The sequence below is a fragment of the Sulfurimonas sp. HSL3-2 genome (assembly GCF_039645965.1).
Lineage (GTDB): Bacteria > Campylobacterota > Campylobacteria > Campylobacterales > Sulfurimonadaceae > Hydrocurvibacter > Hydrocurvibacter mobilis.
The window spans coordinates 1,920,993-1,946,228 of sequence record NZ_CP147917.1 but is presented as its reverse complement, the minus strand read 5'-3'; the positions used below and the strand labels follow the sequence as shown (position 1 = coordinate 1,946,228).

The 25,236-nt window shown below is 40.5% G+C and carries 29 protein-coding genes; 9 read left to right on the top strand and 20 right to left on the bottom strand.

Annotated features, from left to right (window positions below; genetic code table 11):
• Genes WCX87_RS09780 through WCX87_RS09765 form a run of 4 tightly spaced genes read right to left on the bottom strand, consistent with a single transcriptional unit; the run spans window position 1 to window position 3,196 of the window.
• Entirely contained in the window at window positions 1–786 is a 786-nt protein-coding gene (locus WCX87_RS09780) for a CheR family methyltransferase (protein ID WP_345979591.1), read from the bottom strand.
• Window positions 787–1,356: a CheB methylesterase domain-containing protein gene (locus WCX87_RS09775; RefSeq protein WP_345979590.1), complete on the bottom strand. Its 570-nt coding sequence runs from the start codon at window positions 1,354–1,356 to the stop codon at window positions 787–789. It lies immediately after the preceding gene.
• Between the two features lie 29 nt (window positions 1,357–1,385).
• Entirely contained in the window at window positions 1,386–1,949 is a 564-nt protein-coding gene (locus WCX87_RS09770) for an NUDIX domain-containing protein (RefSeq protein ID WP_345979588.1), read from the bottom strand.
• Window positions 1,950–1,984: 35 nt separating this feature from the next.
• A complete protein-coding gene (locus tag WCX87_RS09765) occupies window positions 1,985–3,196 on the bottom strand; it encodes a peptidoglycan DD-metalloendopeptidase family protein (protein WP_345979586.1) in 1,212 nt (403 codons plus the stop codon).
• 117 nt (window positions 3,197–3,313) lie between these two features.
• On the opposite strand from WCX87_RS09765, the gene WCX87_RS09760 reads away from it, so the two are divergent.
• The 3 genes from WCX87_RS09760 to WCX87_RS09750 are packed head-to-tail and all read left to right on the top strand — an operon-like array spanning window position 3,314 to window position 6,336.
• A complete protein-coding gene (locus tag WCX87_RS09760; protein WP_345979584.1) occupies window positions 3,314–4,117 on the top strand; it encodes a plasminogen-binding N-terminal domain-containing protein in 804 nt (267 codons plus the stop codon).
• Window positions 4,114–5,499 (top strand): FAD-linked oxidase C-terminal domain-containing protein, encoded by a 1,386-nt coding sequence (locus WCX87_RS09755; RefSeq protein ID WP_345979582.1) that lies wholly within the window; start codon window positions 4,114–4,116, stop codon window positions 5,497–5,499. Before WCX87_RS09760 ends, WCX87_RS09755 begins: the two co-directional genes overlap by 4 nt.
• 18 nt (window positions 5,500–5,517) lie before the next feature.
• A complete protein-coding gene (locus tag WCX87_RS09750) occupies window positions 5,518–6,336 on the top strand; it encodes a diguanylate cyclase (protein ID WP_345979580.1) in 819 nt (272 codons plus the stop codon).
• 32 nt (window positions 6,337–6,368) lie between these two features.
• Here WCX87_RS09750 and WCX87_RS09745 read toward each other — a convergent pair whose 3' ends face one another.
• Genes WCX87_RS09745 through WCX87_RS09730 form a run of 4 tightly spaced genes read right to left on the bottom strand, consistent with a single transcriptional unit; the run spans window position 6,369 to window position 12,056 of the window.
• Window positions 6,369–9,476 carry a CusA/CzcA family heavy metal efflux RND transporter gene (locus tag WCX87_RS09745; protein ID WP_345979579.1) on the bottom strand — a complete coding sequence of 1,036 codons (3,108 nt, stop codon included), beginning with the start codon at window positions 9,474–9,476 and terminating at the stop codon, window positions 6,369–6,371.
• 9 nt (window positions 9,477–9,485) lie between these two features.
• Window positions 9,486–10,472, bottom strand: coding sequence for an efflux RND transporter periplasmic adaptor subunit (locus WCX87_RS09740; RefSeq protein WP_345979577.1), 987 nt, complete (start codon window positions 10,470–10,472; stop codon window positions 9,486–9,488).
• Window positions 10,469–11,665: a TolC family protein gene (locus tag WCX87_RS09735; RefSeq protein ID WP_345979576.1), complete on the bottom strand. Its 1,197-nt coding sequence runs from the start codon at window positions 11,663–11,665 to the stop codon at window positions 10,469–10,471. Before WCX87_RS09735 ends, WCX87_RS09740 begins: the two co-directional genes overlap by 4 nt.
• Window positions 11,666–11,675: 10 nt before the next feature.
• Window positions 11,676–12,056, bottom strand: coding sequence for a FixH family protein (locus tag WCX87_RS09730; RefSeq protein WP_345979575.1), 381 nt, complete (start codon window positions 12,054–12,056; stop codon window positions 11,676–11,678).
• Between the two features lie 68 nt (window positions 12,057–12,124).
• Between WCX87_RS09730 and WCX87_RS09725 the strand changes: the two genes are divergently transcribed.
• Window positions 12,125–12,775: a response regulator transcription factor gene (locus tag WCX87_RS09725; protein WP_345979573.1), complete on the top strand. Its 651-nt coding sequence runs from the start codon at window positions 12,125–12,127 to the stop codon at window positions 12,773–12,775.
• A complete protein-coding gene (locus WCX87_RS09720) occupies window positions 12,768–13,883 on the top strand; it encodes a HAMP domain-containing sensor histidine kinase (RefSeq protein WP_345979571.1) in 1,116 nt (371 codons plus the stop codon). Before WCX87_RS09725 ends, WCX87_RS09720 begins: the two co-directional genes overlap by 8 nt.
• A 5-nt stretch (window positions 13,884–13,888) precedes the next feature.
• On the opposite strand, the gene WCX87_RS09715 is transcribed toward WCX87_RS09720, so the two are convergent.
• From WCX87_RS09715 to WCX87_RS09700, 4 genes are all read right to left on the bottom strand, one after another.
• A complete protein-coding gene (locus tag WCX87_RS09715; protein ID WP_345979570.1) occupies window positions 13,889–14,098 on the bottom strand; it encodes a hypothetical protein in 210 nt (69 codons plus the stop codon).
• Between the two features lie 10 nt (window positions 14,099–14,108).
• Window positions 14,109–14,318, bottom strand: a complete 210-nt coding sequence (locus WCX87_RS09710) for a hypothetical protein (protein WP_345979568.1) — start codon at window positions 14,316–14,318, stop codon at window positions 14,109–14,111.
• Window positions 14,319–14,410: 92 nt separating this feature from the next.
• Window positions 14,411–16,393: a TonB-dependent receptor gene (locus WCX87_RS09705; protein WP_345979566.1), complete on the bottom strand. Its 1,983-nt coding sequence runs from the start codon at window positions 16,391–16,393 to the stop codon at window positions 14,411–14,413.
• Window positions 16,394–16,525: 132 nt separating this feature from the next.
• A complete protein-coding gene (locus WCX87_RS09700; RefSeq protein WP_345979565.1) occupies window positions 16,526–17,539 on the bottom strand; it encodes an agmatine deiminase family protein in 1,014 nt (337 codons plus the stop codon).
• On the opposite strand from WCX87_RS09700, the gene WCX87_RS09695 reads away from it, so the two are divergent.
• Window positions 17,531–18,559 carry an alanine racemase gene (locus tag WCX87_RS09695; RefSeq protein ID WP_345979563.1) on the top strand — a complete coding sequence of 343 codons (1,029 nt, stop codon included), beginning with the start codon at window positions 17,531–17,533 and terminating at the stop codon, window positions 18,557–18,559. The two genes, WCX87_RS09700 and WCX87_RS09695, sit on opposite strands and share 9 nt — an antisense overlap.
• Window positions 18,556–19,134: a cytochrome b/b6 domain-containing protein gene (locus WCX87_RS09690; RefSeq protein ID WP_345979562.1), complete on the top strand. Its 579-nt coding sequence runs from the start codon at window positions 18,556–18,558 to the stop codon at window positions 19,132–19,134. The genes WCX87_RS09695 and WCX87_RS09690 overlap by 4 nt, the downstream gene beginning before the upstream one ends.
• A gap of 11 nt (window positions 19,135–19,145) precedes the next feature.
• On the opposite strand, the gene WCX87_RS09685 is transcribed toward WCX87_RS09690, so the two are convergent.
• Entirely contained in the window at window positions 19,146–20,159 is a 1,014-nt protein-coding gene (locus WCX87_RS09685; protein WP_345979561.1) for a cytochrome-c peroxidase, read from the bottom strand.
• A gap of 70 nt (window positions 20,160–20,229) precedes the next feature.
• Window positions 20,230–20,625 carry an EF-hand domain-containing protein gene (locus tag WCX87_RS09680; protein WP_345979558.1) on the bottom strand — a complete coding sequence of 132 codons (396 nt, stop codon included), beginning with the start codon at window positions 20,623–20,625 and terminating at the stop codon, window positions 20,230–20,232.
• Between the two features lie 268 nt (window positions 20,626–20,893).
• Here WCX87_RS09680 and WCX87_RS09675 point away from each other — a divergent pair, with 268 nt between their 5' ends.
• A complete protein-coding gene (locus WCX87_RS09675; RefSeq protein ID WP_345979557.1) occupies window positions 20,894–21,220 on the top strand; it encodes a transcriptional repressor in 327 nt (108 codons plus the stop codon).
• On the opposite strand, the gene WCX87_RS09670 is transcribed toward WCX87_RS09675, so the two are convergent.
• The 4 genes from WCX87_RS09670 to rsmG are packed head-to-tail and all read right to left on the bottom strand — an operon-like array spanning window position 21,185 to window position 22,916.
• Window positions 21,185–21,709 carry an NlpC/P60 family protein gene (locus WCX87_RS09670; protein WP_345979555.1) on the bottom strand — a complete coding sequence of 175 codons (525 nt, stop codon included), beginning with the start codon at window positions 21,707–21,709 and terminating at the stop codon, window positions 21,185–21,187. The two genes, WCX87_RS09675 and WCX87_RS09670, sit on opposite strands and share 36 nt — an antisense overlap.
• On the bottom strand, window positions 21,706–22,098 hold the full coding sequence (locus WCX87_RS09665; RefSeq protein WP_345979553.1) for a hypothetical protein: 393 nt from the start codon (window positions 22,096–22,098) through the stop codon (window positions 21,706–21,708). The genes WCX87_RS09670 and WCX87_RS09665 overlap by 4 nt, the downstream gene beginning before the upstream one ends.
• Window positions 22,095–22,322 (bottom strand): PP0621 family protein, encoded by a 228-nt coding sequence (locus tag WCX87_RS09660; RefSeq protein ID WP_345979551.1) that lies wholly within the window; start codon window positions 22,320–22,322, stop codon window positions 22,095–22,097. Before WCX87_RS09660 ends, WCX87_RS09665 begins: the two co-directional genes overlap by 4 nt.
• Before the next feature lie 12 nt (window positions 22,323–22,334).
• Window positions 22,335–22,916: a 16S rRNA (guanine(527)-N(7))-methyltransferase RsmG gene (gene rsmG, locus WCX87_RS09655; RefSeq protein WP_345979549.1), complete on the bottom strand. Its 582-nt coding sequence runs from the start codon at window positions 22,914–22,916 to the stop codon at window positions 22,335–22,337.
• A 141-nt stretch (window positions 22,917–23,057) separates the two neighbouring features.
• Between rsmG and WCX87_RS09650 the strand changes: the two genes are divergently transcribed.
• Window positions 23,058–23,504 (top strand): EF-hand domain-containing protein, encoded by a 447-nt coding sequence (locus WCX87_RS09650; protein ID WP_345979548.1) that lies wholly within the window; start codon window positions 23,058–23,060, stop codon window positions 23,502–23,504.
• Window positions 23,505–23,577: 73 nt separating this feature from the next.
• On the opposite strand, the gene WCX87_RS09645 is transcribed toward WCX87_RS09650, so the two are convergent.
• Window positions 23,578–23,877 carry a hypothetical protein gene (locus WCX87_RS09645; protein ID WP_345979546.1) on the bottom strand — a complete coding sequence of 100 codons (300 nt, stop codon included), beginning with the start codon at window positions 23,875–23,877 and terminating at the stop codon, window positions 23,578–23,580.
• A gap of 137 nt (window positions 23,878–24,014) precedes the next feature.
• On the bottom strand, window positions 24,015–25,235 hold the full coding sequence (gene murD, locus WCX87_RS09640) for a UDP-N-acetylmuramoyl-L-alanine--D-glutamate ligase (RefSeq protein WP_345979544.1): 1,221 nt from the start codon (window positions 25,233–25,235) through the stop codon (window positions 24,015–24,017).
• Between the last annotated feature and the right edge of the window lies 1 nt (window position 25,236).

Here is a 25,236-nt window from a genome sequence, read left to right as displayed (position 1 = left end):
CTAATACAGATCCGCATGACCGAAATAAACCCCTTTATCTTTGTCTTTTAACATCGACTCTAGTATCTCTTTTGCTTTTTGTTTTGTCTCTTTATCGAAGTAGATCAGCATATTTCTGGAAAACACGTAGTCGAATTTCCCCAACTCCAAAAACTCTCTCTCAAATACATTGACCTGTTTAAAAGTTACCAGGTCCTTGACATGCTCTTTTAAGATGTACGTATTGTTTTTGTGGTCAAAGTATTTCACCCTTATCTCGGGAGTGAGGTTCTTCACGTTTCTCTCTTTGTAGACGGCTTCTTTTGCAAGATCAAGTGCTTCGGTACTTATATCGATAGCAGTGATATGAAACTCTCTTGAAGGGATTCCCGCTTCTAAAAGTGCGATCACAAGAGAGTAGGGTTCTTCTCCCGTCGAACATGGAGCACACAGGACATCGATCTTTTTATGTAAAGACTTGGCATCTTTTACAAAATCCTCTATCTGTCTATGTTCTCTGTAAAAATAGGTTTCGTTTGTGGTCAGATAGTTGATGAGTTCCTGTTTAAATGCCGGATCGCTATGAACTCTGTCCAGACATGTTTTGAAGCTTTTGATATATCTGATCTTACAAAAGCTCGTCATCTTGCTTTTTAAGATATCTAACTGTTTATCGAAGTTTATGCCTGTCTGCTCTTTTATATATATAGCGATGGGTGTCACGTCGTTGTAATCTTCGACTTCGACTATCTCATGTTTTTCATCCGTCTTTTTATCTTTTTTATTTTTAAAAAATATACTGAACATCTATGCTCCAAATCTGTTTATATAGCTTATGATCTCATCCAATGAGAGTATCTTGATATCTTTTACGATCTCTGCTGCTCTCATGGGCATGCCGTAGACGATGGCACTTTTTGGGGATTCCGCTATGGTCATACTGCCGCTCTCAGAAATGTTTTTTATCCCTTCTACACCGTCATCACCGATACCTGTGAGTATTATTGCAAGGATCTGACATGAACGGTCTATATGGACTGCGGAATTAAACAGAGAGTTAATATTTGGATTATAGTTACTCTGTTTATTGTCTGAGACTATAAAGCTCATCGTTTTGTTGCACTCGATTTCACTTTTTTTCGTACATATATAGATATGGGAGTTTTCTATTATTTGTTTGTCGTAAGCTAAAGATACCTGCAGCTTTGATTCTCTATCAAGCCTTGTTGCAAAACTCTGCAGATATTCATCACCCATATGCTGCGCGATTATGATCGTCGCATTGAAGTCGCTTGGAAGTGATGATATTATCTTTTCTATATGGCCCGGGCCTCCTGTAGAAGAACCGATAAGTATAAGTTTATGTAGAGTATTCAAATCATGCATCCTGAGTTTATATACATATTTTAACTTTTTTTGTCAAAAAACCAGTAAAAAGCGACCATCAGTCCGGGAGTCTTTTGATAGGCTGGATTTAAAATAAACTCTTTAGCATCCTCTTTTTTTACATGTATGACTTCGATACTTTCCTCTTCCAGACCGCCGCCTTCGCTTACTTTCATGCTCTCATCGATCTGCGCGTAGTAGAGTGTCTGTTTCGCTCCGGAGATGCCGACACTGGTGTAAAACGATGTTATCTCTTCGATCATTTGCAAAGGGACATCATATCCGCACTCTTCGTGTATCTCCTCTTTGGCGATCTCTTGAAGGGATAACTTTTTATCTACGATACCGGCACAAAGCTCATACATCATGCCGTTTGTCTCATTGTTTAAAAGTACGGGGGGACGGAACTGTTTGACGATTACAAATGAGTCCAGATCGATGTTATAAAGCAGTATAGAAACACTGTCGTGGCTTCTTACCGCTTCCCAGGTTCTATGGATATCGTTTTGTTTGTAGTGGATCAAAAGAGGTTTTACAAAAGAAGGGTTTTCCAGTCGCGTGGTCTCTTTTATAACGGGGCTCATATATTCTCCTACATGTAAGTAGAAGAATTATATCTTTAGTTTACTGATTTTTCCTGTTTTTTTTCTATCTGCTGACCGTTTTTATCTACATAATAGACAGGTTCATATTGCCCTAAGACGATCGGCTTTGTATTGGCATTTAGGTAGAGATCGACACTTTGGTTGAGGTTTTCTTTTAACTTGTTAAATGCGATTCTGTCTTTGCCTTTAAGCTTGTTTGTAGTCACCCTTACAACGCGGGCAGGGTTGATGGCACGGCCGTCTTTATAGAGTCCGAAGTGTAGGTGAGGTCCTGTTGAAAGACCGGTTGTCCCTACATAGCCGATGACCTGTCCCTGCTTTACGTACTTTCCGCGTTTTATTCCTTTTCTAAAAGCTTTTTGATGCGCGTATAAAGTAATATAACCGTCGCCGTGGGCGATCTTTGTCAGATTTCCGTAACCGTTTGTCCTGCCGCAGAATATGACCCTTCCGCTTCCCGCTGCAAGGATTGGTGTTCCCGGACGTGCTGCATAGTCGATCCCCAGGTGGGCACGGTACTTATGAAGGATAGGATGCCATCTTTTTAGTGTGAAGCCTGAGCTGATCCTAGCTCCTCTTACAGGACGGGCAAGCAGGAATCCTTCTACTTCCGCTCCGTTCTCATCATAAAACCTGTCATCTGTGTAGCGGTATACGTAATGGCGTTTTTTACCCATCTGTATCATCGATACATCGAGTGTCGGCATTGAGAAAGGGCGGCCAAGTCTGTACATACGGTCATAGATCATAACAAGTTTATCACCCTTATGGATATCGACTTTAAAGTTAAGAGAGTTTTTAAAACCGTCCACAAATATCTGTGCTATCTTTTTAGAGTTCGTTGCTTTGATGATGTCATAGTAGGGGGAGTTGTTTATCTCTAAAGTAAACGCCTCTTTTCTTGTCTCGCTGACAATGGGGATCACCTCAAAATCAAGGTCGTCTTTGTTTTTTGTGATGTGTATCTGCAGCTCGTCATTGATAGGGATAAGAACCTGTTCGATCGAACCGTTTTGGTCTTCTAAGATCTGGTAGTTAACACCTGTTCTTATCTCTTCTGTTAACTGTTTGTCGTCTTTATCAAGATTATAATATAAAGGTTTATTTGGTAGATTGAGCCTTTGTAAAAACATAAGGTATGTCTCTCCGTCATCCCAACGGAGGTTTTTGACCTGCGATGAAAAAAGAGCCATCGGAATAAAAAATAATAACAATAAACGTAACATCAATTAACCTAGAAATAAAATATTTTGTAAGACTATCAAAACTTGACTTATAAAAGACTTCTTGGAAAAAGTCTAAGGTTTCTTTGATATAATCCAATAAAAAAAGAGAGAGCTTTTATGATTAGATTTTTACTACTGTTTTTATCACTATATTTTATCGGTTTTGCAAGTATGATCTCTCAGCCGATCGTTGGTGTAGACGAGGATACAGCGACTATCAAGATAGATAATATCGATGTCGGCATGAGCGGTTTTATAGTAAAACATATAGACAGCGAACATAGCATAATACTAAAAAATGCAGTTGTAAGCGGATTTGATAAAGAGACGAAAACAGCGACTTTAAGCATGAGCGATTACGATGCTTTAAAACAGAACTCTCTTCCAAACGGAAAGTGGGATGTTGCAGTAGGCGATGAGGCAGTTCTTGCTTTTGGATACTCCCGTGCACTGCTTATAGCACCTAACGAAGAGATATACCACCGTATCACAAAAGCCCTTCCGACACTTGAATGGGTACATCCGGACCTTTTTGCGACGGTACTTTCGTTTAACGGTCATCCGACACCTCTAAAAGAGGATTTCTATAATATGTGCAGTGTCTCATCTGTAGGACTGCTTTACTTTTATATTCATGAAAACCTTTTTACTTTAGATTGTAAAAGTATGACTATATTGCAGATAACGGATGCTCCTTTGAAACAAGAATCGCTGCAGTTACCATTCTACTCAAGAGTGGAGAAGATAAATGCGAATTGGTTCGGAGAGGGAAGTGATGAACTTGAAGCTTATGATCCTTACTATTATGAACTTTTAGTAGAAACTAATCCAAAAAACAAACAACTCTATGATCTCATAAAAAACAAAGAGCAGAATTTGACCTCTCTTTTAAATGAATTCGATATAAAGGATGAAAAGTGATAGATAAAAAACACTTAGAAAACTTTGCAAACATAGTAGGTGCTGAAAACATCTACAGTGATAAAGCCCATCTGTTGGCATACTCTTATGATGCTACCCGTGAACATTTTGAGCCGGATGCCGTAATATTTCCTCGTCATGAACAGGATGTCAGCGATGTCTTAAAATACTGTAATGAACACAAGATCGTTATCGTTCCTCGCGGAGCGGGCAGCGGTTTTACAGGCGGTGCATTACCTAGTCAGGGCGGCATCGTTTTAGCGTTTGAAAAGCATATGAATAAGATACTCGAGATCGATATGCAAAACATGGTCGCAGTGGTACAGCCGGGTGTGGTCAATATGGAACTGCAGCGTGCAGTTGAAGCAGTCGGGCTTTTTTATCCGCCGGATCCTGCAAGCCAGGACTACTCTACTATCGGCGGGAATGTAAGTGAGAACGCAGGCGGAATGCGTGCGGCAAAATACGGGATCACAAAAGACTACGTTATGGCGATGCGTGCGGTACTTCCAAACGGTGATGTCATCAAAGCGGGTAAAAAGACCATCAAAGATGTTGCGGGGTATAACATAGCAGGAATACTGATAGCATCTGAGGGCACACTTGCGGTCACAACGGAAGTGACGCTCAAGCTCCTTTCAAAACCGAAACTGACAAAGACCGCTATGGGGATCTTTGACAGTGTGCATCAAGCTATGGAAGCTGTTTATAAGACAATGGCAAGCGGTGTGACACCTGTCGCGATGGAATTTTTGGACAATCTTACTATCCGTGCGGTAGAACAGACGTTTAACAAAGGTCTTCCAGTTGATGCAGGTGCGATTTTAGTAACGGATGTCGACGGAAATATGGAAGACGATCTTGAGTTTCAGCTTTCAGTCATTGAGAAGGTATTTCGTGAAAACGGATGCAGCGACTTTAAGATCGCTCAGACGAAAGCCGAAGCGGCTGATCTTTGGTTTGCAAGACGTAATGCTTCTCCGGCACTCAGTGTTTACGGAAGCAAGAAACTTAACGAAGATGTAACGGTTCCGCGTGCGGCTCTTCCTGCACTGTTAGAAAGATTTTACGCGATAGCCGATAAATACAATGTGAAGATTCCGTGTTTCGGACACACGGGTGACGGCAATGTCCATACGAATGTTATGGTTGACGGAAAAGATCCGGAACAAGTTAAAATTGCTTATAAAGCTATTGAAGAGGTTTTTCAGGCTACAATAGACTTAGGCGGAACTTTAAGCGGCGAACATGGTATTGGTCTTGCAAAAGCTCCTTATATGCATATGGCGTTTACGGGTGAAGAGATGAACCTTTTTAAAGCGATTAAAAAAGCGTTCGATCCAAATAATATACTCAATCCTGCAAAAATGGGGCTTGACTAAACATTCAATGGATATATTATGAAAAATAAAAAAGAGCTAACGGACATAACGAACGAAGTCAAATATCAGATAGCAGATGTTGACATCGCTCCGCCTCTTTTATATAAAGCATTGTTCACGAATCTACTGTCAAAATATAAAATTGATCTGGAAGATGAGGAAAAACTGGTAAATAAGATACTAGATGAAAAGCTGTTTGCCATAAATGCTATCCAAGAAAACACTTCAGTCAATATAGAAAAACTAGACAGCAGTACGAAAGAGGCTATCTCAGCTATTAAAGATAAAGATGAAGATAGACTTGAAGCAGTCATAGAAGAGATGGCATCGCTTCGTAAAGAGGTCGATAAGCTGAGAAAATCTGTTTTTACCGATACGTTGACAAAAGCGCATAACAGACAATGGTTATATACCAAATATATCAACGGTGCCGAGCACTTTAACGGTAACGGGATCATCGTCTTGATAGATATGAACAATTTTAAAGAGATCAATGACAATTACGGTCATATCGCAGGAGACAAAGTCTTAGAGTTTGCGGCGATGTATCTTAGAAAGACAAACGGCGATCTTATCAGGTATGGCGGAGATGAATTTCTATTGATCTTTCAAGATGGACTTTCAATCAAACAAGTCGAAACGATTTTGCAGAAAAATAGAGAACAGATAATGAAAAAAGAGCTGCAGTTTAAAGAGAACACTTTTAAGACATCTTACTCTTACGGTATAACGGACTTTAAAGCCAATGACAACTTTCAAGATATCCTGACTGTCATAGACAGCTTGATGTATGAAGACAAAGAGAAAAGCAGACAAAGATCGATACTGTTTCAATAGTCTTACACCTCCAGGGTACTTTACATGTAAGACTATCTTCTTAGATATTTCCTTTTTATATATATCTCAAAGAGTATGGGGATGATGACCAGACTCAGCAGTGAAGATGTCACTATTCCTCCGATCATAGGTGCGGCGATGCGCTGCATGATCTCACTCCCCACACCGTTAGAATACATGATGGGCAAAAGCCCTGCGATAATGGCAAATACAGTCATAAGCTTAGGTCTAAGACGTCGGATAGCTCCGTCATAGATGGCGTCTTTGAGATTACCCGCATCAAAACTCTCTTCATACTTCTGTAAAGAGTTTTTGACACTTTGCTGCAGATAGACGATCATCACTATAGCAGACTCCGATGCGATCCCGAGAAGTGCTAAAAATCCTACGATAACAGCTATGCTCATACTAAAGTTCAGCAGATCCATAAAGATAAGTCCGCCCAAAAGTGCAAACGGAAGCGTAAAAAACACGATAAGCGATGCTATAAGGTCTCTAAGTGCAAAGTAGATAAGCAGAAGCACGATAAGAGTGACCGCCGGGACTATCCACACTATCTTCGCCATTGCCGATTCTAGATACTCGCTCTCTCCTGCAAATTCGGTGTAGTAGCCATCGGGGAGTTTGATATCTTTTAAGAGTTTCTTTGCCATCGTTTTATATTCGGATGAGCTTACTCCGTCTTTTGGCGTGATATAGACGTAGGTGACAGGCATCGCCATCTCGCTTTTGATGATAGAGGGGCTCTCTTTGTATGCGACATCCGCAAAAGTCGAAAGAGGCACAAAACCAAGAGGCGTCTTTATTATGATGTTTTTGATAGCATTTATCGAATCTCTCTCATCGTCCTCAAGCCTCATAGTGATGGCATAGCGCTCGAGCCCTTTGTACATAGTCGATATCTTTGCACCGCCTATGGCAAGTGAAGTGTAGTTTAGCAGAGTCTCTTTTGTCATACCGTATCTTTTGAGTGCTTCTTCGTTTATATCTATATTTAAGTAGTATCCCGCAGTGGTCTTGTCCGCAAAGACAGACATCGTCATGGGATCAGCTTTTAGTTTCTGCTCTATCTGCCCTGCATAAAACTGCAGTTTTTTTATATCGTCGCCGTAGAGTTTTATCCCGATGGGTGTGCGGATTCCGCTTAGAAGCATATCGATGCGCCCTTTTATGGGATATGTCCAGGAGTTTACAAGTCCGTTTACATGTAAGGCACTTTCCATCTCGTCCTGAAGCTTTTTGTATGTCATCCCTTCGCGCCACTGTGATTGCGGTTTAAAAGTGATGATGGTCTCAAACATTCCTAGCGGAGCAGGGTCGGTCGCAGTATCTGCACGTCCCCCTTTTCCAAAGACGGTGTCCACTTCGGGGAAACTTTTAAGTATCTTGTCCGTTCTCTGCGTCAGCTCTTTGCTCATATCGATACTGGTTCCGTAAGGGGTGACGGGCATATACATAAAGGTCTCTTCATTGAGTGTGGGCATAAACTCCCATTTTAGAGATCTGTAAAGAGGGTACATATATGCCAATGATGCAAAAAGCAGGATCAGGACTATATATTTGAACCTGAGTCCATATATCAGAAGCGGTCGGTAAACAAATGTGAAAAACCTGCTTAAAAGATTTTTCTCTTCCGAAGGTATCTTGCCTCCTAGAAAATAGATCATCAATACGGGTACAAGAGTGATGGAGAGTATCGCTCCCGCACTCATGGCAAAGGTCTTGGTAAACGCCAAAGGCGAGAAGAGCATCCCCTCTTGCCCGCTCAAAGAAAAGATAGGGAGAAAAGAGACGACGACTAAGACGAGTGCAAAAAAGATGGGGCGTCCGACGAGCTGAGAGGAGCTGATGATGGCATCGATCCTCACTTTTTTTGTGATCTCGCCCTTTTCTTGTAACTTGTGAAGTGTCTGGTGCGCGTTTTCTATCATGATAATGGACGCATCGACCATCGCTCCGATGGCTATGGCGATACCTCCTAGACTCATGATGTTTGAACCTATGCCAAAAAGTTTCATCAGTAAAAAGGTCATACCGATAGTGATAGGCAGGATGATAAGTACGATAAGCGAACTTCTTAGATGCATTAAAAAGAGTGCGATAACGATGATGACTATAACTGACTCTTCAAAAAGCGTGTCTTTGAGTGTGTCTACGGCTTTGTCTATCAGGCTTGATCTGTCATAGGTAGTCGTTATGTTTACATCAGCAACTTTGAGCTGTGAGAGTCTTTTCTTTACGTTTTGTATGGTCTTGTAGACATCTGCACCGTATCTGACTATCACTATCCCGCCGACGACTTCGCCATCACCGTTAAGGTCAGCCATACCGCGTCTGCCTGCTGGAACTTTCTCAACTCTGGCTATATCGCCGAGAGTCAGCGGCGTACCGTTTTTAGTCGTGATGACGAGATCTCTTATCTCATCGAGATTATGGACATACCCTTTTGCTTGCACCATCCATTCATAGCCGTTTTTGACGACGATGCGTCCGCCCGTGTTGTCGTTGTTCTGTCTGAGTGTCTTTGCGATATCTTGTATGCCGAGGTCATAGCGTACGAGCATATCGTTCTTTATGCTTACCTGATATGTAGGTACAAATCCGCCGATGGTCGCGACTTCACTCACGCCGTCTACGCCTAAAAGAGCATTTTTGTAGTAGTAATCCTGCAGAGTACGGAGCTCTGAAAGATTTTTTGTCTTGGAGGAGAGCGCGTACTCATACACCCAGCCCACACCGCTTGCATCTGGTCCTAGAGAGACGTGCATCTCTTTTGGCAGAGTCGAGCCTATGGATGAGAGCTGTTCGAGGACTCTGCTTCTGGCTTCATAGATGTCGCTTCCCTCTTTAAAGATGATGTAGATAAGGGCATTTTCATAGCTTGAAAAACCTCTTACGGTCTTGACGTTCGGAGTCGAGAGAAGTGCGGTGATAAGAGGATACGTTCCCTGCTGGTCTATGATATCGGGTGACTGTCCCGCCCATTTTACCTGCAGGATCACCTGTGGAGGTGAGATGTCGGGAAGTGCGTCAAGTGAAGTGTTTCTCATTGACCAGATAGAACCTCCTATGAGCACGAGCGTAAAGACAAGGAGCAGAAATCTGTTTTTTACACTTAGTTCTATCAGCTTTTCTATCATCATAGACTCCTAATACAGCCCGTTTATCTGTGCGTCGCTGTCCATCATAAAGAGTGCGTTGTTTACGACTTCATCGCCTTCGTTCAGACCTTGGACTCTGTATGTATGCGCATCGAGTTCTTTTGCATCCACCGCTTTTGGTTCATACTCTCCCTCATACTCCCCTTTTATAAACACGTAATGTTTTGCGTTTTTAAAGATGACGGCAGTAGAGGGAAGCGTGAGATAGCTCTCTTTTGTCATCTTTGCCGTAACGCTCACATACATATTTGGAAGCAGGGCATCTGCTTTGTTTTTGACATCGAGTCGCAAGGTCAAGAGGGCGTCTTTTTGGCTCAGCTTTGGATACAACTGCTCTTTTTTGGCTTCAAAATCTCCTACGGGAGAGCTTATGCGAAAATCCGTAAACTTGGAGATAAGAGCGATATCCTGAGGCATGATCGAAGTCTCTATCCAGACATCATCCAGATCTACGATAGTAAACAGTTTTTGTTTCATAGAAAAGGCTGAGCCGTTTGCGACGTTTTTTAGAAAGATGTAGCCGCTTGCGGGAGCGTAGATATTTGTGTAGCGTAATACTTTGCAATCGACTTTTATCTCGTCTACTTCCTGAGCCGAAAGGCCTAAAAGTAGAAGTTTCTCTCTTGCACTCTCAAGCATAGCTTTATTCGGGATCTTTTGCGTGTATTTTAAAGTGTTTAGGTACTCCTCTTTTGCACGCAGGACCTCGGGTGAGTAGACGGTTGCCAAAAGAGCGCCTTTTTTGACATACATGTAGAGTTTGTCTGCTTTAAGTTCTTCGATGTAGCCACCGAATCTCGGAGATACGTCGTAGACATTTGCTTCATTTGCTTTGACATAGCCGTAGTATTTTTTGCTCTGTGAACTCTCTACTTTCTTTACCTTTACGGTTTGCACGTTAAAGAGCTGTTCTACCGTTGCGTCTTTAGAAAACAAGATTACATGTAAAAGCAGTAAAATCGTTAAAAGTTTCATAGTTTTTCTCCTGTAAGTGCATCAAGCGATGCTTTTGTTTTGTTATACTCGGCTGTCACTTGGATAAGTTGCTCTTCGAGTTTGAGCTTTTTGTTAAGCATATCGATGTATTCAAAAAGCGTGTCTCCGCTTTTGACGGAACTATCGACCAGCTCAAAAAGATGTTCGATCTGCGGCATGGACTCCTCTGTTATGATCCTATACACCTTGTAATCGTTTTGCATATTTTCATAAAGCTGTGCGATGTTGGAGCTCAACTTCGCTTTTAGATCGTTCTGTTCTAAACTCTTTGCAAGAAGTAGTTTTCTTGCCTCCTCTTGGCTCTCTTTTTCGCTTCCGTAAAGCGGCAGAGATGCACCGATGGTCACGGTCGCATAGTCGGGATGGTTTTCTCTGTAGTAGTATCCCGCTTGGATGTATGGGTCTATCTTACCGGAGAGCTCTTGTATATGAAGATCCGCTTTTTGCATCTGCACTTCAGCCTCTTTTACATGTAAAGCGCTAGAAGCTGTGACTTTGTCCTCGTAAAATGCCAGACTCTGCGGTTCATCCACACTTAAAGAGAGTTCGAGTGTCTCGATCTTTTTGCCTGCAAGATATGAAAGCTTTTCATAAAGAGAGTTTCTAAGAGTCTGCAGGGAACTTTTTTTGATCTTCAACTCGCTCAGGGTGAGTTTCGCCGACATCAGGGCTAGATGCGTGTTGCTTGAAGTGATGTTATACGCTTCGTTAAGCGAGATGTTCTGGTTGGTTATGTCTATGTATGAATCCAAGACACTAAGCCGTTTTTGAACATCCCAGAGCGAGTAGGCCGTTATCTTGATCTCTTTTGCAAGCTCAGACTTGAGGTCCTGCAGACTCATATCTAAAAATCTTTTTTTAGACTCGACCTTCTGCGTCAGTGCATCGCGTTTTCCGAAGTAGGGGATCTTCTGCTTGATATTGACGGCACTGAACTGCATGGGTTCGAGTGTGCGGTCAGAAGGGTTGTCAAACTGTATATCGCTAACGGTAAAGGAGATATCGGGATTTGAAAAGTTCCTTGAGCGGCTCTTTTCATTTTCTATCGCAGAGAGCCTCTCCTGTATACTTTTTAGTGAGCCGTGATTATTCAGGCTGTACTCTAGGATATTATCAAGAGTATCGCCTGACAGTAGTACTGCAAGAAAAAGTAAAGACAGAAACGCTCTCATAGTATGTTCTTTATATATTCAAAGATGTTTTAATACGTACTTTTTTGCCATCAGTTGGAGCGATGTAGACCCACACCTGCCAAGTCCCGCTCATAGAGAAGTTCAGATCCGCATCATACATGCCGTCTCCCATCGCTGTAGCATCGGCTTCTGCTTCCATACGCGGCATTCCCGGCATCTCGGGCATAAACACTTTTACACTTACTTTTGCATCTTTGTATTTTGTATCCTTGATGGTTATAAGCAGCTTGTTGTTACCGGGTGTAAGTGGTTTGTCAGAACTGATCATGATCTCTGTCCCGCCCCCTTTTGCCGTTTTTTCAAAAGCTGCTGCTTGCAGAAGTGTCACTCCAAGTACAAGAGCCGTAAATATTTTTAGTAGTTTTTTCATAATCTGTCCTTTTAAGTTTTTACAATTATATTTAGAGTTTGTGAGGAGTTTGTGAGTTATAATACCTGATGATGAAAATTTTACTGCTTGAAGACGATACGGTCTTATCGGATATTTTGTTGGATTATCTGCGGGAGTATTACGATGTAACTCATACCTACAGTATGAAAGAAGCGTTAAGTCTCAGTGAAGAGAACTCCTATGATCTGTATATCTTCGATATTAATGTCCCTGACGGTGACGGTTTGACACTTTTACGGGAGCTTCGCAGTTTTTATGATGAGACTCCGACCATATTTATAACGGCTTTTCATGATACGAAGTATCTGACAAAAGCATTCGCATCGGGAGCCAATGACTTTATACGAAAGCCATTTGAACTTGAGGAACTCTCTGTACGCATAGAGAACATCAAAAAGCATTTTGGGCTGAACCTTGTTGTCCCACTGGGCGATGATATGGAGCTAAACACTCAGACTCACGTGCTTAAAACCCCAAAACATCTTTTTCATCTAACCGCAAAAGAGAGTGAACTTCTGCTCTATCTCTACAGGCATAAAAACCGTGTTATTAGTCAGGACGAGATGCTGCAAAACCTTTGGAAGTATGATGACCTGCCCTCATCCGATGCTATTCGAACACTTATAAAAGAGCTTCGAAAATATGTGGGCAAAGAACATATCATCAATATAAGAGGCGAAGGGTACAGGTTTGAATAGTCTAGAGAAGAGATCGTTCTATTCATTTTTGGCACTCTACATCGGTTCGTCGTTTCTCTTTTTGACGATGTCGGGTTTTTGGTACTATAAAGCACAAAAAAATGCAGTTGAGAGCACGGCGTATTATAAACTGCAGCACTACAGCGATACCATCGGCGGACTTATCATAAATGCACAGATGCACAGTACGGTCTTAAAACTTCCTAGACTAGAAGAGGGGTATGAGTATTTTCTGGTCAGGACTGATGAAAAGAGGGAGTTCCCGAGTAACTACTACCAGGAAAACGGGTACACGGTCTTGGTATCGACCTCTCCGCAGGAACACTTAGATATCAAGTATGTGGTGGTTAAAACAGATGAAGTTCATAAAAAAGTAGAATCTCTGAAAAAAGAGGTCATATCCGTTATGAGCGTCATCTTTTTACTGATAGTCCTTATCTCGTTTTTACTGGCAAGACTTTTTATGCGTCCTATCCATCAAAAAGTGCAGCAGATAGAGCAGTTCATACAAGATGTCTCGCATGAACTCAACACTCCTGTGACCGCACTGCAGATGAGTTCAAAAAGAGCGATGCAAAAGGGTGTGTACGATGAGAAGATACTAAAGAATATCTCGATCAGCACCAAACAGCTTTACTCCATCTATCAGTCTCTTTGCTATCTTAGTTTCTCCACAAGAGCAAAAGAGGTACAGAGCATCAATCTAAAAGAGATAGTCGTGGAGGTTGTGGAGTTTTACGCTGAACTTTGTCTTGCAAAAGAGATCATGGTCAACTTACATGTAGAGGATGCATTTATAAAGATAGATGAAGAAAGGGCAAGACTTCTTTTTTCCAACCTTCTCTCAAATGCCGTAAAATACTCTATGCCGCATAAGAGTATAACTTTGACTCTGAAGAAAAACAGCTTTGTCATCAAAGACGAGGGAGCAGGAATTGCAAAAGAGAAACTGGATAAGATATTCGATCTTTATGAAAGAGGTTCTGATCTTGCGGGCGGGTTTGGTGTGGGTCTTAGCATCGTAAAACAGATCTGTGATGAGGCGGGGATAAAAATAGAGGTAGAATCCCAGCTAGACCAAGGCACTGTCTTTAGTCTTAGCTGGTAATTTTTTTAAAGCAGACCGAGTTCTGCCAGGATCGGTTTGATCCCTTGTGTGATCTCAAAAAGTTCTTCATATAAAAGCCCTTCAGCTTTATCTTCAGCGACCCATTCCTCAAGACGTTTGATAGTGTCTGATTTTTCCTGTTCGCTTAGATGAGGTGCTTTTTGTACTTCCTCTTTTATCTTTTGTATATGTTCGTGGTGTTTGTGTGAACTCATGATATCTTCCTTAGTAGTTTTTGAATTTACCGGATTTTACATCTTCTCTGATTGTATCGAGTTTTTCCTGCAGTATTGCCAGAAGGATAGTAGCAGCTTCAGTATCGTCAGCTTCGGGGATATCCCAGTCGCTTATCTTCATATTGACCTTAAATAAAAGCTCCAATGCTTTTTCTATCTCACCGCGTCTGCTTTCAAACTCTTTGATCATCGCTTTCATAAGTAAATCCTTTTTAATTGGTAGTCAATTCTACAGGAGGGAGGCTTAAAGTTCCTTATATGTATCTCTACATATAAGGAATATTATGTGGATTAGAATTTAACTGTTAAGTTTGTATATACGTAACGGCCAGGCTCGTTTAAAAGCATTCTTGAACCGTCTGTTCCGTCAAGAAGTGTAAGATCGGCATATGTATTACTGATCGCATAGACTGTGTTAAATACGTTATCTATACCAAGGTCGAACTGTACATGAGGATTGATCTCATGTGAAGCTTTTAAGTTCAACACTGACCAGCCGTCTATCGCTTGCTCTTTATCATCGCTGTCATACTTGCTCCATGCATCAGTCGCAACGACTTCCGCTTTTAGGTAAGAGTTTTTCTTATAATCATAAGTCAGAGCAAGATTTCCTTTTAAAGGTGTGATGTTTGGAAGGTCTCTGTCAGTTTGGTTTGTAGCCAAAGTATCTTTACGACCTACTTGATAGTTTGCTCCGGCATCTAATGTAAGAGAGTCAGAGATAAAGTAAGAACCGTTTACAGAAAGACCGTAGATAGAAGCATCGATATTTTCATATTTTGTTGCTGTAGAACTTTGGTAATTGTAGATGATATAATCTTTTAGTTTTGAGTAAAATGCTTTCGTTTTTAATATAAAGTTTTCATAGTTGTTCTCAAGTCCAAGATCAGCTTCATAGTTTTTTACTTGGTCAAGACCTTGATTACCTGCTACTGCACCTGAACTAGATTTGAAGAAAAGTTCTTTCGCATCAGGAACACGAGATGATTTTCCTATGCCGAAGATCAGTTTATTGTTGGCATTTAGTTTATAGTTTGTCAAGATATTTGCACTGAAAGCATCATAGTTATTAGTATCATAATCAGTAGTTTTTATATTAGTAGAGTCGTAACGTACACCCATTTTGAATGAGAAGTCGCCAAAATCACGACTTAACTCTGAAAACAGAGCTGCATTGTTCGTATATGCATCAGGAATACTTTTAAACATGTATGTCGTAGAATGGTTATAGTATCTTCCGTCCCAGTTACGTTTACTACCGTCAACTCCCACAAGAAGTTCATAATTTCCCAGATCAAGTGTATTTTTGATCTTTGCACCTTGTGTATTGGTCGTTAGATGACTTACCATCTCTCCCATCATACCGCCGGAAGCATTTCTGTATTTTGTAGACATCGGATGGTCGACATCTGTCGCATAGTATTGCAGGACAAGTTTTTTAGAGAAATCACCAAGTTTTTTGATCTCATATTGCACATCATAGATGTTTGAGTTGTCGTAAAGTGCATCCATTCCTGATGATGGATAGAGAACATCATCACTTCTGTTTGCAGTATAGCTAAGACGAAGTTCTTGGTTTTCAGTCGGGTTAATAAACGCTTTTGCCATTAACGTCTTTTTTTCGTAAGCTTGAAGATCAGTATATGCTGTCTTATAGTATTTTGACATATCTGTTATCTTGTTATGCATCTGGTCATTGAAAGTATCGCCGTTACCGTCTTTATATTGATCACTTGTCTCAGCAGAAGCACTTACCATCATACGGATAAAATCATTTCCTCCGCTGATAGTCGTAGCAGCTTTCTTATAACTGAAACTACCAAATCCCAGATTTACTTCAGCATTAAAATCTTTACTTGGCGCTTTTGATTCCATTTTGACTGCACCGCTTAGAGTACCGAAGTTTTCAACGTCATATGGTCCCTCGATGATACGGATGCTTTCGATATTGTTAGCAAGTACGTGTGAGATAGGCGGGTCCATTCTGTTTGGACATGCACCGTAAGTCTTTGTCCCGTCGACTAAAACGTTGATATCGTCTTTTTTCATTCCTCTTAGAATGATGTCGTTCGCTATACCGCTACGACGGCTTATAGAGATAGACGGTACCGCTTTTTGCAGTGCATCCGCTAAGTCAGCAGATTTTATCTGCTCGTGGCTGACGTCACTCAGTGTTGTCGCATCGACATTAATAGTATCAAGTTGTACAGCCTCTGCTGCCAACAATGTAGTAGCACATGCAAAAGAAAGTACTATAAATTTGTTTAGTTTCATTCATCTCTCCCAATTTTTCTATAGACAATAATAGGAAAAGAGTGTTACAAAAGTGTTAAGGATGGGCATTTACAGGCAGATTCCGCGTCAAAGCGTTTACAATCTGCCTATAGATTATAGTGTTGGAGAGGATTATAAAAACTGCATAGTCACGCAGTGAAGTGAGCCGTGTTGACGGATCAGGACTGAACAATCGACTGCGACAACGTCTCTGTCTTTAAAGAAATCCCTAAATACCGATAACGCTTCTTCATCCTGTCTGACACCGTAAGTCGGTACAATGACCGCGCCGTTGATGATCAGAAAGTTGGCATAGGTCGCAGGAAGTCTTTCGTCGTCATAATAGATCGCATCTGTAAACGGAAGCGCTATAAGATCCAAGTCGTACTGTTTTGCCAGCTCTTTTAACTGCTCCTGCATCTTAAAAAGCTGTTCGTAATGCTCATCATCCTGATCGTCACATTTAAGGTACATGATCGTCTTTTCATCGACAAATCTTGCCAATGTATCAATATGAGAGTCCGTATCGTCTCCTGCAAGATAGCCGTAGTCAAGGTAGAGTATCTCATTGACTCCGAGTTCCTCTTTTAAAAGCTGTGTCGTCTCCTCTTTGGAGTAAGAGGCGTTTCTGTTTTTATTGAGTACGCAGATAGAAGTAGTAAGCAAAAGCCCTTTAGAGTTGCTCTCGATCGCACCGCCTTCTAAAATAAAATCGATCGTCTTCATCGGTGTTTTATAATGAGCTGCCAAAGCGCGGCTCATCTCATTGTCTTTGCTCGCGTCAAACTTTGAACCCCATCCCGTGAAGGTGAAGTCCAAAAGCTTCTTTTCGCCGTTTTCTATGATGGAGATAGCGCTGCAGTCTCTCGCCCATGTATCGTTTGTTTCAAACTGGACATACTCTATGTTCTCATTCTCGCTAAAGTAGCTTTTGACTAGCTCGATGTCATCACAGACTACCAGACATCTCTCATATTTTGCTATGGCATTTACTATGTTTACAAAGTTTTTTCTTGCTTCTTCAAGGTAATCTATCCAGTCGCTTTTTTCGTGCGGGAAGATAACTTGGACAAAACTTTGTTTCTCAAATTCACCGGGAAAGCATCTTTTTTGTCCACATTGGGATATAATTTCAGTATGGCGCATATAAACCTCAATAAAAAATCGTTTTTTAATAACCTTGACATTATCGCACAATTAACATCATCAAAAGATAAAATTGCGGTGGTACTTAAAGATAATGCATATGGTCACGGACTCTCACTTATGGCTCCGCTTTGTCATGAATACGGCATAAAAAAAGCTGTCGTTAGAAATCAGGATGAAGCATTAAAAGCAAGAGATTTTTTTGAGTACATCTTAGTCCTTGCGGATATCCCCGACGTTCCTCTTCAAAATGCCGTATATACAGTAAACAGCATAGAAGCAATAGAGAAGTTCCCAAAAAACACAAGAGTGGAGATCAAGACTGACAGCGGGATGCATCGTAACGGTGTAAGTATCTATGAACTGGACAAAGCCTTCTTTTTATGTATCGAAAGAGGCTTACATGTAGAGGGCGTATTTACTCACCACAGAAGTGCGGACGAACTTTCAAGCGAATGGTTTACTCAGGAAAAAAACTTTAAACAGTTAAAAGAGCATGCTCTTGGTCTTGCAAAGAAATACAATATCCCAAGACTGAATTTCCATTCTCAAAACTCTGCAGCGCTTTTCCGTGCTAAAGAGTGTATGCACGATATGGTAAGAGTCGGGATCGCTGCATACGGATGTCTGAGTCCGGATGACAACCTCTATAAAGAGGTAGGTGTAGAAGCACTGCAGCCGGTACTTTCCCTTTATGCTTCGAAGCTTTCAAGCAGATTGTTTAAAACTGGCGAACGCATCGGCTACGGCGGGATCTTCGAAGCAGACAAAGATATGGTAGTAAGTACGTATGATGTAGGATATGCAGACGGACTTCTCCGTAATGCTTCCAATAACTTTACTACGCCGGACGGCTCTAAGATACTCGGCCGTATCTCAATGGATAACGTAAGCATAAACAGCGACAAAGAGGATATATGTATCTTTGACAATGCAAACAGTTATGCAGCATCTTGCGATACGATCGGCTATGAGATACTAGTGGGGATGAGATACTATATCAAAAGGAGTGTAATATGAAAAAATGGAGCATTAACTTTAGAATATGGCACTGGGCTAATGCAATTGTCGTAATGGGACTTATAGGTACTGTCTTACTGAGAAAAGGGTTTCTAAGCTACAGAGAAAATGCACAGGTCATCCTCGATAAACTTTCAGCTATCGATGTAAGCATCACTCTGGATCAGGCAAAGACGATAGCACGTGCTATCCGTGAACCTATGTGGGAGTGGCATATCATCTTAGGGTATGCACTGGCATTTCTAGTCATTTACCGCATTGTCCTGTTTTTTACACAGAGCGGCAAGAAAAGCTTCCAGTTTAAAGAGTTGAATACTCATCATAAACTTGTAAGTGCTGGGTACGTAGTGATCTATGCGACACTTTTCTTTATGACGGTAAGCGGTCTTGTGATTCATTTTTATCAGGATCTTGGTTTGCTTAAAGAGACTGCGGGGAAGATAAAAGATCTTCACGAAGCTGTTTATCAGATAGTCTTATATTTTGTTCCGTTACATATTATCGGAGTCGTTGCAGCTGATATAAGAGATGAAAAAGGGATCACCTCAGATATGATAAACGGCGGTAAAAACTAGAGAGGATCTCTCTAGTTCATATCCGGTTTCGGAGTAGTTGCAGTTACTGCAGGAAGCATTGGATAGACGATAGTAGGTTTTTTACCTTCAAGTGATCCAAAGAATGCTTCGATATCAGCAGCTTCTTTATCTGTGATCTTGACACCAAGCTGGATACGTCCCATCTCCTGAATAGCCTCTTTTAAAGTCCCGATCGCACCATTATGGAAATATGGAGCAGTCTCAGTGATGTTTCTTAACGTAGGAACTTTTACAAGTCCATTTTTGTTTCCTTTAAAATCACCGATATGCGCATATTTGTATGGAGCGACTACGCCAAACGGCTGCATCTCACCACCTAAAGCTATACCTGTATGACAAGTCGTACAGCCTTTGTCTATAAAAGTCTTCAGACCTCTTTTTTGTGTAGCAGTCAATGCCTTATCATCGCCTTGTAAAAACTTATCGTAAGGCGCTGGCGTTACTAAAGTACGCTCGAACGTTGCGATAGTATCAGCTACAAGTTCAAAAGTGATAGGTTTTTTTCCGTATGCTTTTTTAAACTCTTTTACATACTCAGGCATTGAAGTCACGACATCGACTATATGTTTAGGAGTCGCTGCCATCTCAGGAGCTGCCTGGATAGGTCCCTGAGCTTGATCTTCGACATCAGGTGAACGTCCGTCCCAAAATTGAGAACTGAAAAATACCGCATTATAAACAGTCGGAGAGTTTAAATGGTGTGGATTTGGTGTCCATTTATGTCCGATTGCCGCAGGTACACCGTCAACACCGCCTGTTGCGAGGTTGTGACAAGTGTTACAGCTGATAAGTCCGCTTTTTGAAAGTCTTGTATCGAAGAAAAGTTTTTTTCCAAGTTCGACTTTCGCTTTAGAGATAGGGTTTTTTGGATTATCTGTAAGTTTATATAACTCTTTTTGTTTTGCCGGAATAGGCACTAATCCGGCATTTTTAGCATCTTTCATAAGTGGAGTAGCCATTAAAGCTACAGCAGTCACGGTACTTAATAGTACGGCAATTTTCATATTTTCTCCTTGAATTTAATGGATAATTTTTATCGTTTGGGATTATAGTGGTAACAAACTTAAACAAAAGTTATCTGTTTGGACCTTGACCCATTCCTTGACCTGTGCATTTACCCATTCCTTGATTCATACCCTGACCTGTACATTTACCCATGGTGTTTTTATTCATATTCATATTTTTATTTTGCATCTGCATCTTTTGATGGTTTCTGAACTCATTCCTATTGATGATGCCGTCACCGTTTGTGTCTATATCTGCAAAGTCGGGAGCATTTTGTGCATTACGCATCATCCTGCCTTCCTCCGCTCTTTCTTGCATTCTGTGTTGGTGTTCATAATTGAACTCTTGTTGGGTTATCTTACCGTCGTTGTTCGTGTCGTAGTCTTTAAATGAAGGCATATTATTGCCCATTGCAGCCATAAGGGAACTAGTGATTAACAATGTAGCGATTGTAAAACGTTTCATATTGAACTCCTTTAGCGTTTTAAACATTATTACAGATTACTGTTAATTTAATGTTAATACAAATACTATCAAATTATTTTTTGATTTTATTTTAATAATTGTTATCTCATTAATACATTTATAGTTTTAGTTTAATATAAATGATAATCATTTTCTTTTAACAAATTATTTAAAAATTAAAAGTTATAATCGCGATATGAATTATGAAAACTTATTAAGAGAACATGGATTAAAAGTAACCCCTCAACGATTAGGGATACTTTCACTGATGGATTTATATGGTCATATCAATGTTGACGAGATGTATCGTGAGATAAAAAAACAGTTCTCGTCAATATCGTTAGCGACTATGTATAAAAATATAATCGCGATGAGTGAAGCTTCACTTATAAAAGAGGTCAAAGTCCCACAGCAAAAATCTAAATTTGAGATAGTAAAATCTCCTCACGGGCACCTCTTATGTAATAGCTGCGGCAACTTCGTAGATATTGAGATGGATATAGAAAAAATTGTCGAAGATGTGACAAAAAAAAGTCACTATAAAATGCTTGAGACAAGTCTAGTATTTTGCGGTGTATGTCCTAGCTGTGCTTAGGACACGCCTGCACATCCAGTACTTTTCCCTCCAATAGGGGTTATTTATACTCGATATGATCACCCCGTACTTTTTAGAGGTATGTAAAAAGGTGTTATCTCCAAAGTAGATGCCTACATGCCTTTTGTTATATCCCGTCCTGAAAAATATCAGATCGCCCGGTCTTATCTGAGCATACTTTATCTTTTTACCTATTTTTACCTGATCTTTCGTCGTTCGCGGGATATCCACGCCAAAAGCATTTTTATAGATCACTTTTACAAGTCCAGAACAATCCACTCCGTCCAGACATACTCCGCCGTATTTATAGGGGGTATGATGCCATTTTTTATATTCTGCATGCAGGCTGTTGATGACAGGGTCTTTTGAAACGGGTTTTGAAGATTTGGAAGTTTGTTGCGGTTTTACATAGTGTGATGGGTAGGTGGGGGCTTTTGAACAGCCGGTTAAGATAAGTAATAGCGTGACTATTATCGATAGCTTTATCATGAGCTTATCTTGATTATCGCCTTTAAAAAGATAGCACCGTCTATCCCTTGATATGCCAGCTCTTCTATATCGTCTTCACTCTCTATATGCGCTAATATCTTCGCATCGAACAGATAGTCGTTTGCTATCTTTTGAGCATCTTTAGCAAGAGAGTGCTCGAGTACTATGTAAGATGCACCGAGGTTTTCGGCATAGATAACCTCTTTTATCGATTTTACATAAAGAGCAAACCGTATGTCGTTTTGGACTAGATGGTCGATGATATCCAGATTCTCTTCACTAAAATCAAGATAGATAAGCGAGTTTGATGGAGTTTTTTTAATAGACGAGATATCATCTATATGATAAAAACTTTCGCTCTCTATAAATCTGTGTCCGAAAAGTATCATTTTGAATCTTCCAGACAATCTTTTGAGCAGTAATATTTCCCGTTAGAGACGATCGCATCGTTTACTTCGGTATATATCCCGCACTGGGCACATTGGACCATGTCATTGTCTTGCAGCTTTTCAGATTTATCGGATTTGTTCGATGAAGTGACAGCTGGTTTTTTCTTTATAAAAAAATAATAAACTGCGGCTATCACACCGATGACTACTAGATACTTTAACATTTTATTTCCTGACTATTTTATATTTTTTATGATGAGGTAATGACGGTTATGGGTCTTGATGACCTCATGGTCATACCCTTCGTCCACTTCATCATACACTTTTTCACCCTTGTAAAAAAGAAGCATGGTAGCTTCGGTTCTAAAAGGACGGCTGAGTTCAAGTAACATCTTCGTCTCAGTCACTGCGCGTGATGTTATTATATCAAATGTTCTGTTTTCCAGTTCTTCAACCCTGCATTTTTTGACCTCGACATTGTCAAGTTTCAGATCAGCTTTTATAAACTGTAAAAAACTCGCACGCTTTGCAAGAGGCTCTACAAGGGTCACTTTGGTATCAGGCAGGGCAAAAGCAAGTATCATCCCCGGAAATCCTGCACCTGTCCCTATATCCATTAATGTATCGACATGTGGTAGAAATTTGACCGGGAACACGGCATCATAGATGAAATCATCCAGTGTCTTTTCATCTTTAGCGCCTGTAAGGTTATGGATCTTGTTCCATTTTAAGAGATGTTCTTTGTACTTTTGTACGTTATAAAAAAAGTTATCGGGAACATCGATGCCGTCTTTAAGTATTTGAGCTTTTAAATCCAAACTATCATCCTTTACATGTAAACATATTTTAGCATAAGGTAGCTTTTGAAACATCCAAAACGGTTTCTAATAAGATGGAATTGTTTTTGCTAAGCATCCATATCTATTCAAGCTAGGTAAGATCGAAGAAAGGAGATAACTATGATAGTAAATAGTAGTATGGTGTCAAAAAACTATGCATCTATGCTAAATACACAAAGTCAAAGCGGAGTAAACGCACTAGCAAAAAATGATTTTAGTTCTAAGATGAAGGAGATCAGCAATCAGCTCCTAAGTACTTTAGATACTAACAAAAACGGCTCTATCGATAAAATTGAGTTCAGCAGTGCTGCTATGCAGTTATCGCAGGATATGGCCGAGTCAGACAAGCTCTTTAGCAGACTGGATCAAAATTCAGACGGCATGATAGACGGCAATGAACTTTTAAGTGCACTTGGGCAGTGCAGCCCGCAGGCACCTAAAGCTAACTGTAAAACAAACAGCCATGCGCAAAACGGTCTGCAATCGATACTGATGAAAAATATACTGTCGGCATATAATACCAGCCAGTCACAGACAAACGGCGGAAGTTTAAGTATATCGGTTTAGAGTAATAAAGTAGATTTTATAAAGAGAAGAGTTTACATGTAAGGAAGATACCCTTACATGTAAAAGAGAAAAATTAGTTCGAGTTACCGCATTTTTTTGCAGGCATATCAGCTTTTTTACCGTTACATTTTTTGATAGGTTTCATAGGGCAGTCACAAGCTTTTGTCGGATCTAGTTTTGCCGCACAGTTTGGATGGTTGCAGTCTTTACATTTACAACCTTTTACTTTCATATCTTTTGACATAGCAGCGCCACATTTCATTGCAGTACCACATTTTCCTGCACCACATTTCATATCACTAGCATTTAGTGAAGATGCACCTATAAACATCATTGCAGCCAATAATAAAGCCGATAGTGTAAATTTTTTCATATTTTTCCTTTTTGAAGTATTTAAAAACTGCGTCATTATATATTAATTTTTTTAATATCCCTATATTTTCTGAGAAATTTTATTTGATAAAGAGTAATAAATGTAGAATACCTATATATAAGGGTAAAACAGAAGAGCTAGAGACTACGGACTAGCTCTTTGAATCTGTCCCCGCGGTGAGCATAGGAAGTAAACTGATCTAAACTTGCGGCCGCAGGCGAGAGCAGTGCGACTTCATCAGCTTTTAGAACTTTGGCTATTTCGCTTACGGCATTGTCTAAGATACCGTACCCTTTACATTGCAGGCCATACTCATTTGAAAGTTTTAAAAGTTTCTCTTGGTTTGAGCCTATCGCATAGATGCTTACACCTGCAGGGCGCTTTACATGTAACTCTTTTAGGTATTCAAAAAGCTGTGTCAGATCGACACCTTTGTCGTCTCCGCCGAGTATTAGATGGATATTTTTCTCTTTATATCTTTTAAGTGCACCGATGGTCGCATCAAGATTGGTTGCTTTTGTATCGTTTACCCAAAGTCTGCCTTTTGAGTCCTGCAGTTCCTCCTGGCGGTGAGGATCAATGACAAATGCATTGATCGCTTCATAGTCCGCTATGTTATAAAGTATCTTTTTGATACAAAGTGCTAAAAGTGCATCAAGTAAAAACACCCCTTGAAAATTGATCTTTTCAAGTTCGATCTCAAAGATGTCTGCCAGCTCGTTTTCATCTTCATAAAAGATGATGTTTGCTTTGCTTTTTAAAGAGTCTTTATGCTCTTTTGGGATTATAGCTATCTCCCCGTCCTTCATCATTTGAACAGGTTTTAGTTTATCTTCTATATATGAAGACATATCACCGTGCCATGAAAGATGGTCGGGAGAAAGAGGAAGCAAGACATAGATATTCGGTTTTGCTTTGTTTGTATAGTGAAGGGTAAAACTGCTGGTCTCAAGAACCCATATCGGAGCTTCGGTTGCAAGATCTGCAAGAGCCGTCCCGATGTTTCCGCCCTCAAGGCTTCCATACTCGCGAAGCAGATGATGTGTCATCTGTGTAGTCGTCGTCTTACCGTTTGTCCCGCTGATCCAGATAGAAAAAGGCATCTTATCTGCAAAATAGTCATATTCGCTGATAAGGTTTGCAGCTTTTTGTATCAGTGGATTGTGCGGCGGGATACCCGGAGAAGTGATCTCCAAAGAGGAATATTTAGGATCGAAGTCGCTTGAAGGTTTTACTTTAAAACCATTTTCATCAGTAAAGGGTTTTGTGACTTTATCATCGTAAAAGACGACGTTTTTGATCTTCTTTGCAAGAGCTTTTGTAGTTCCGCCATATCCAAAAAGAGATACTACACCCATC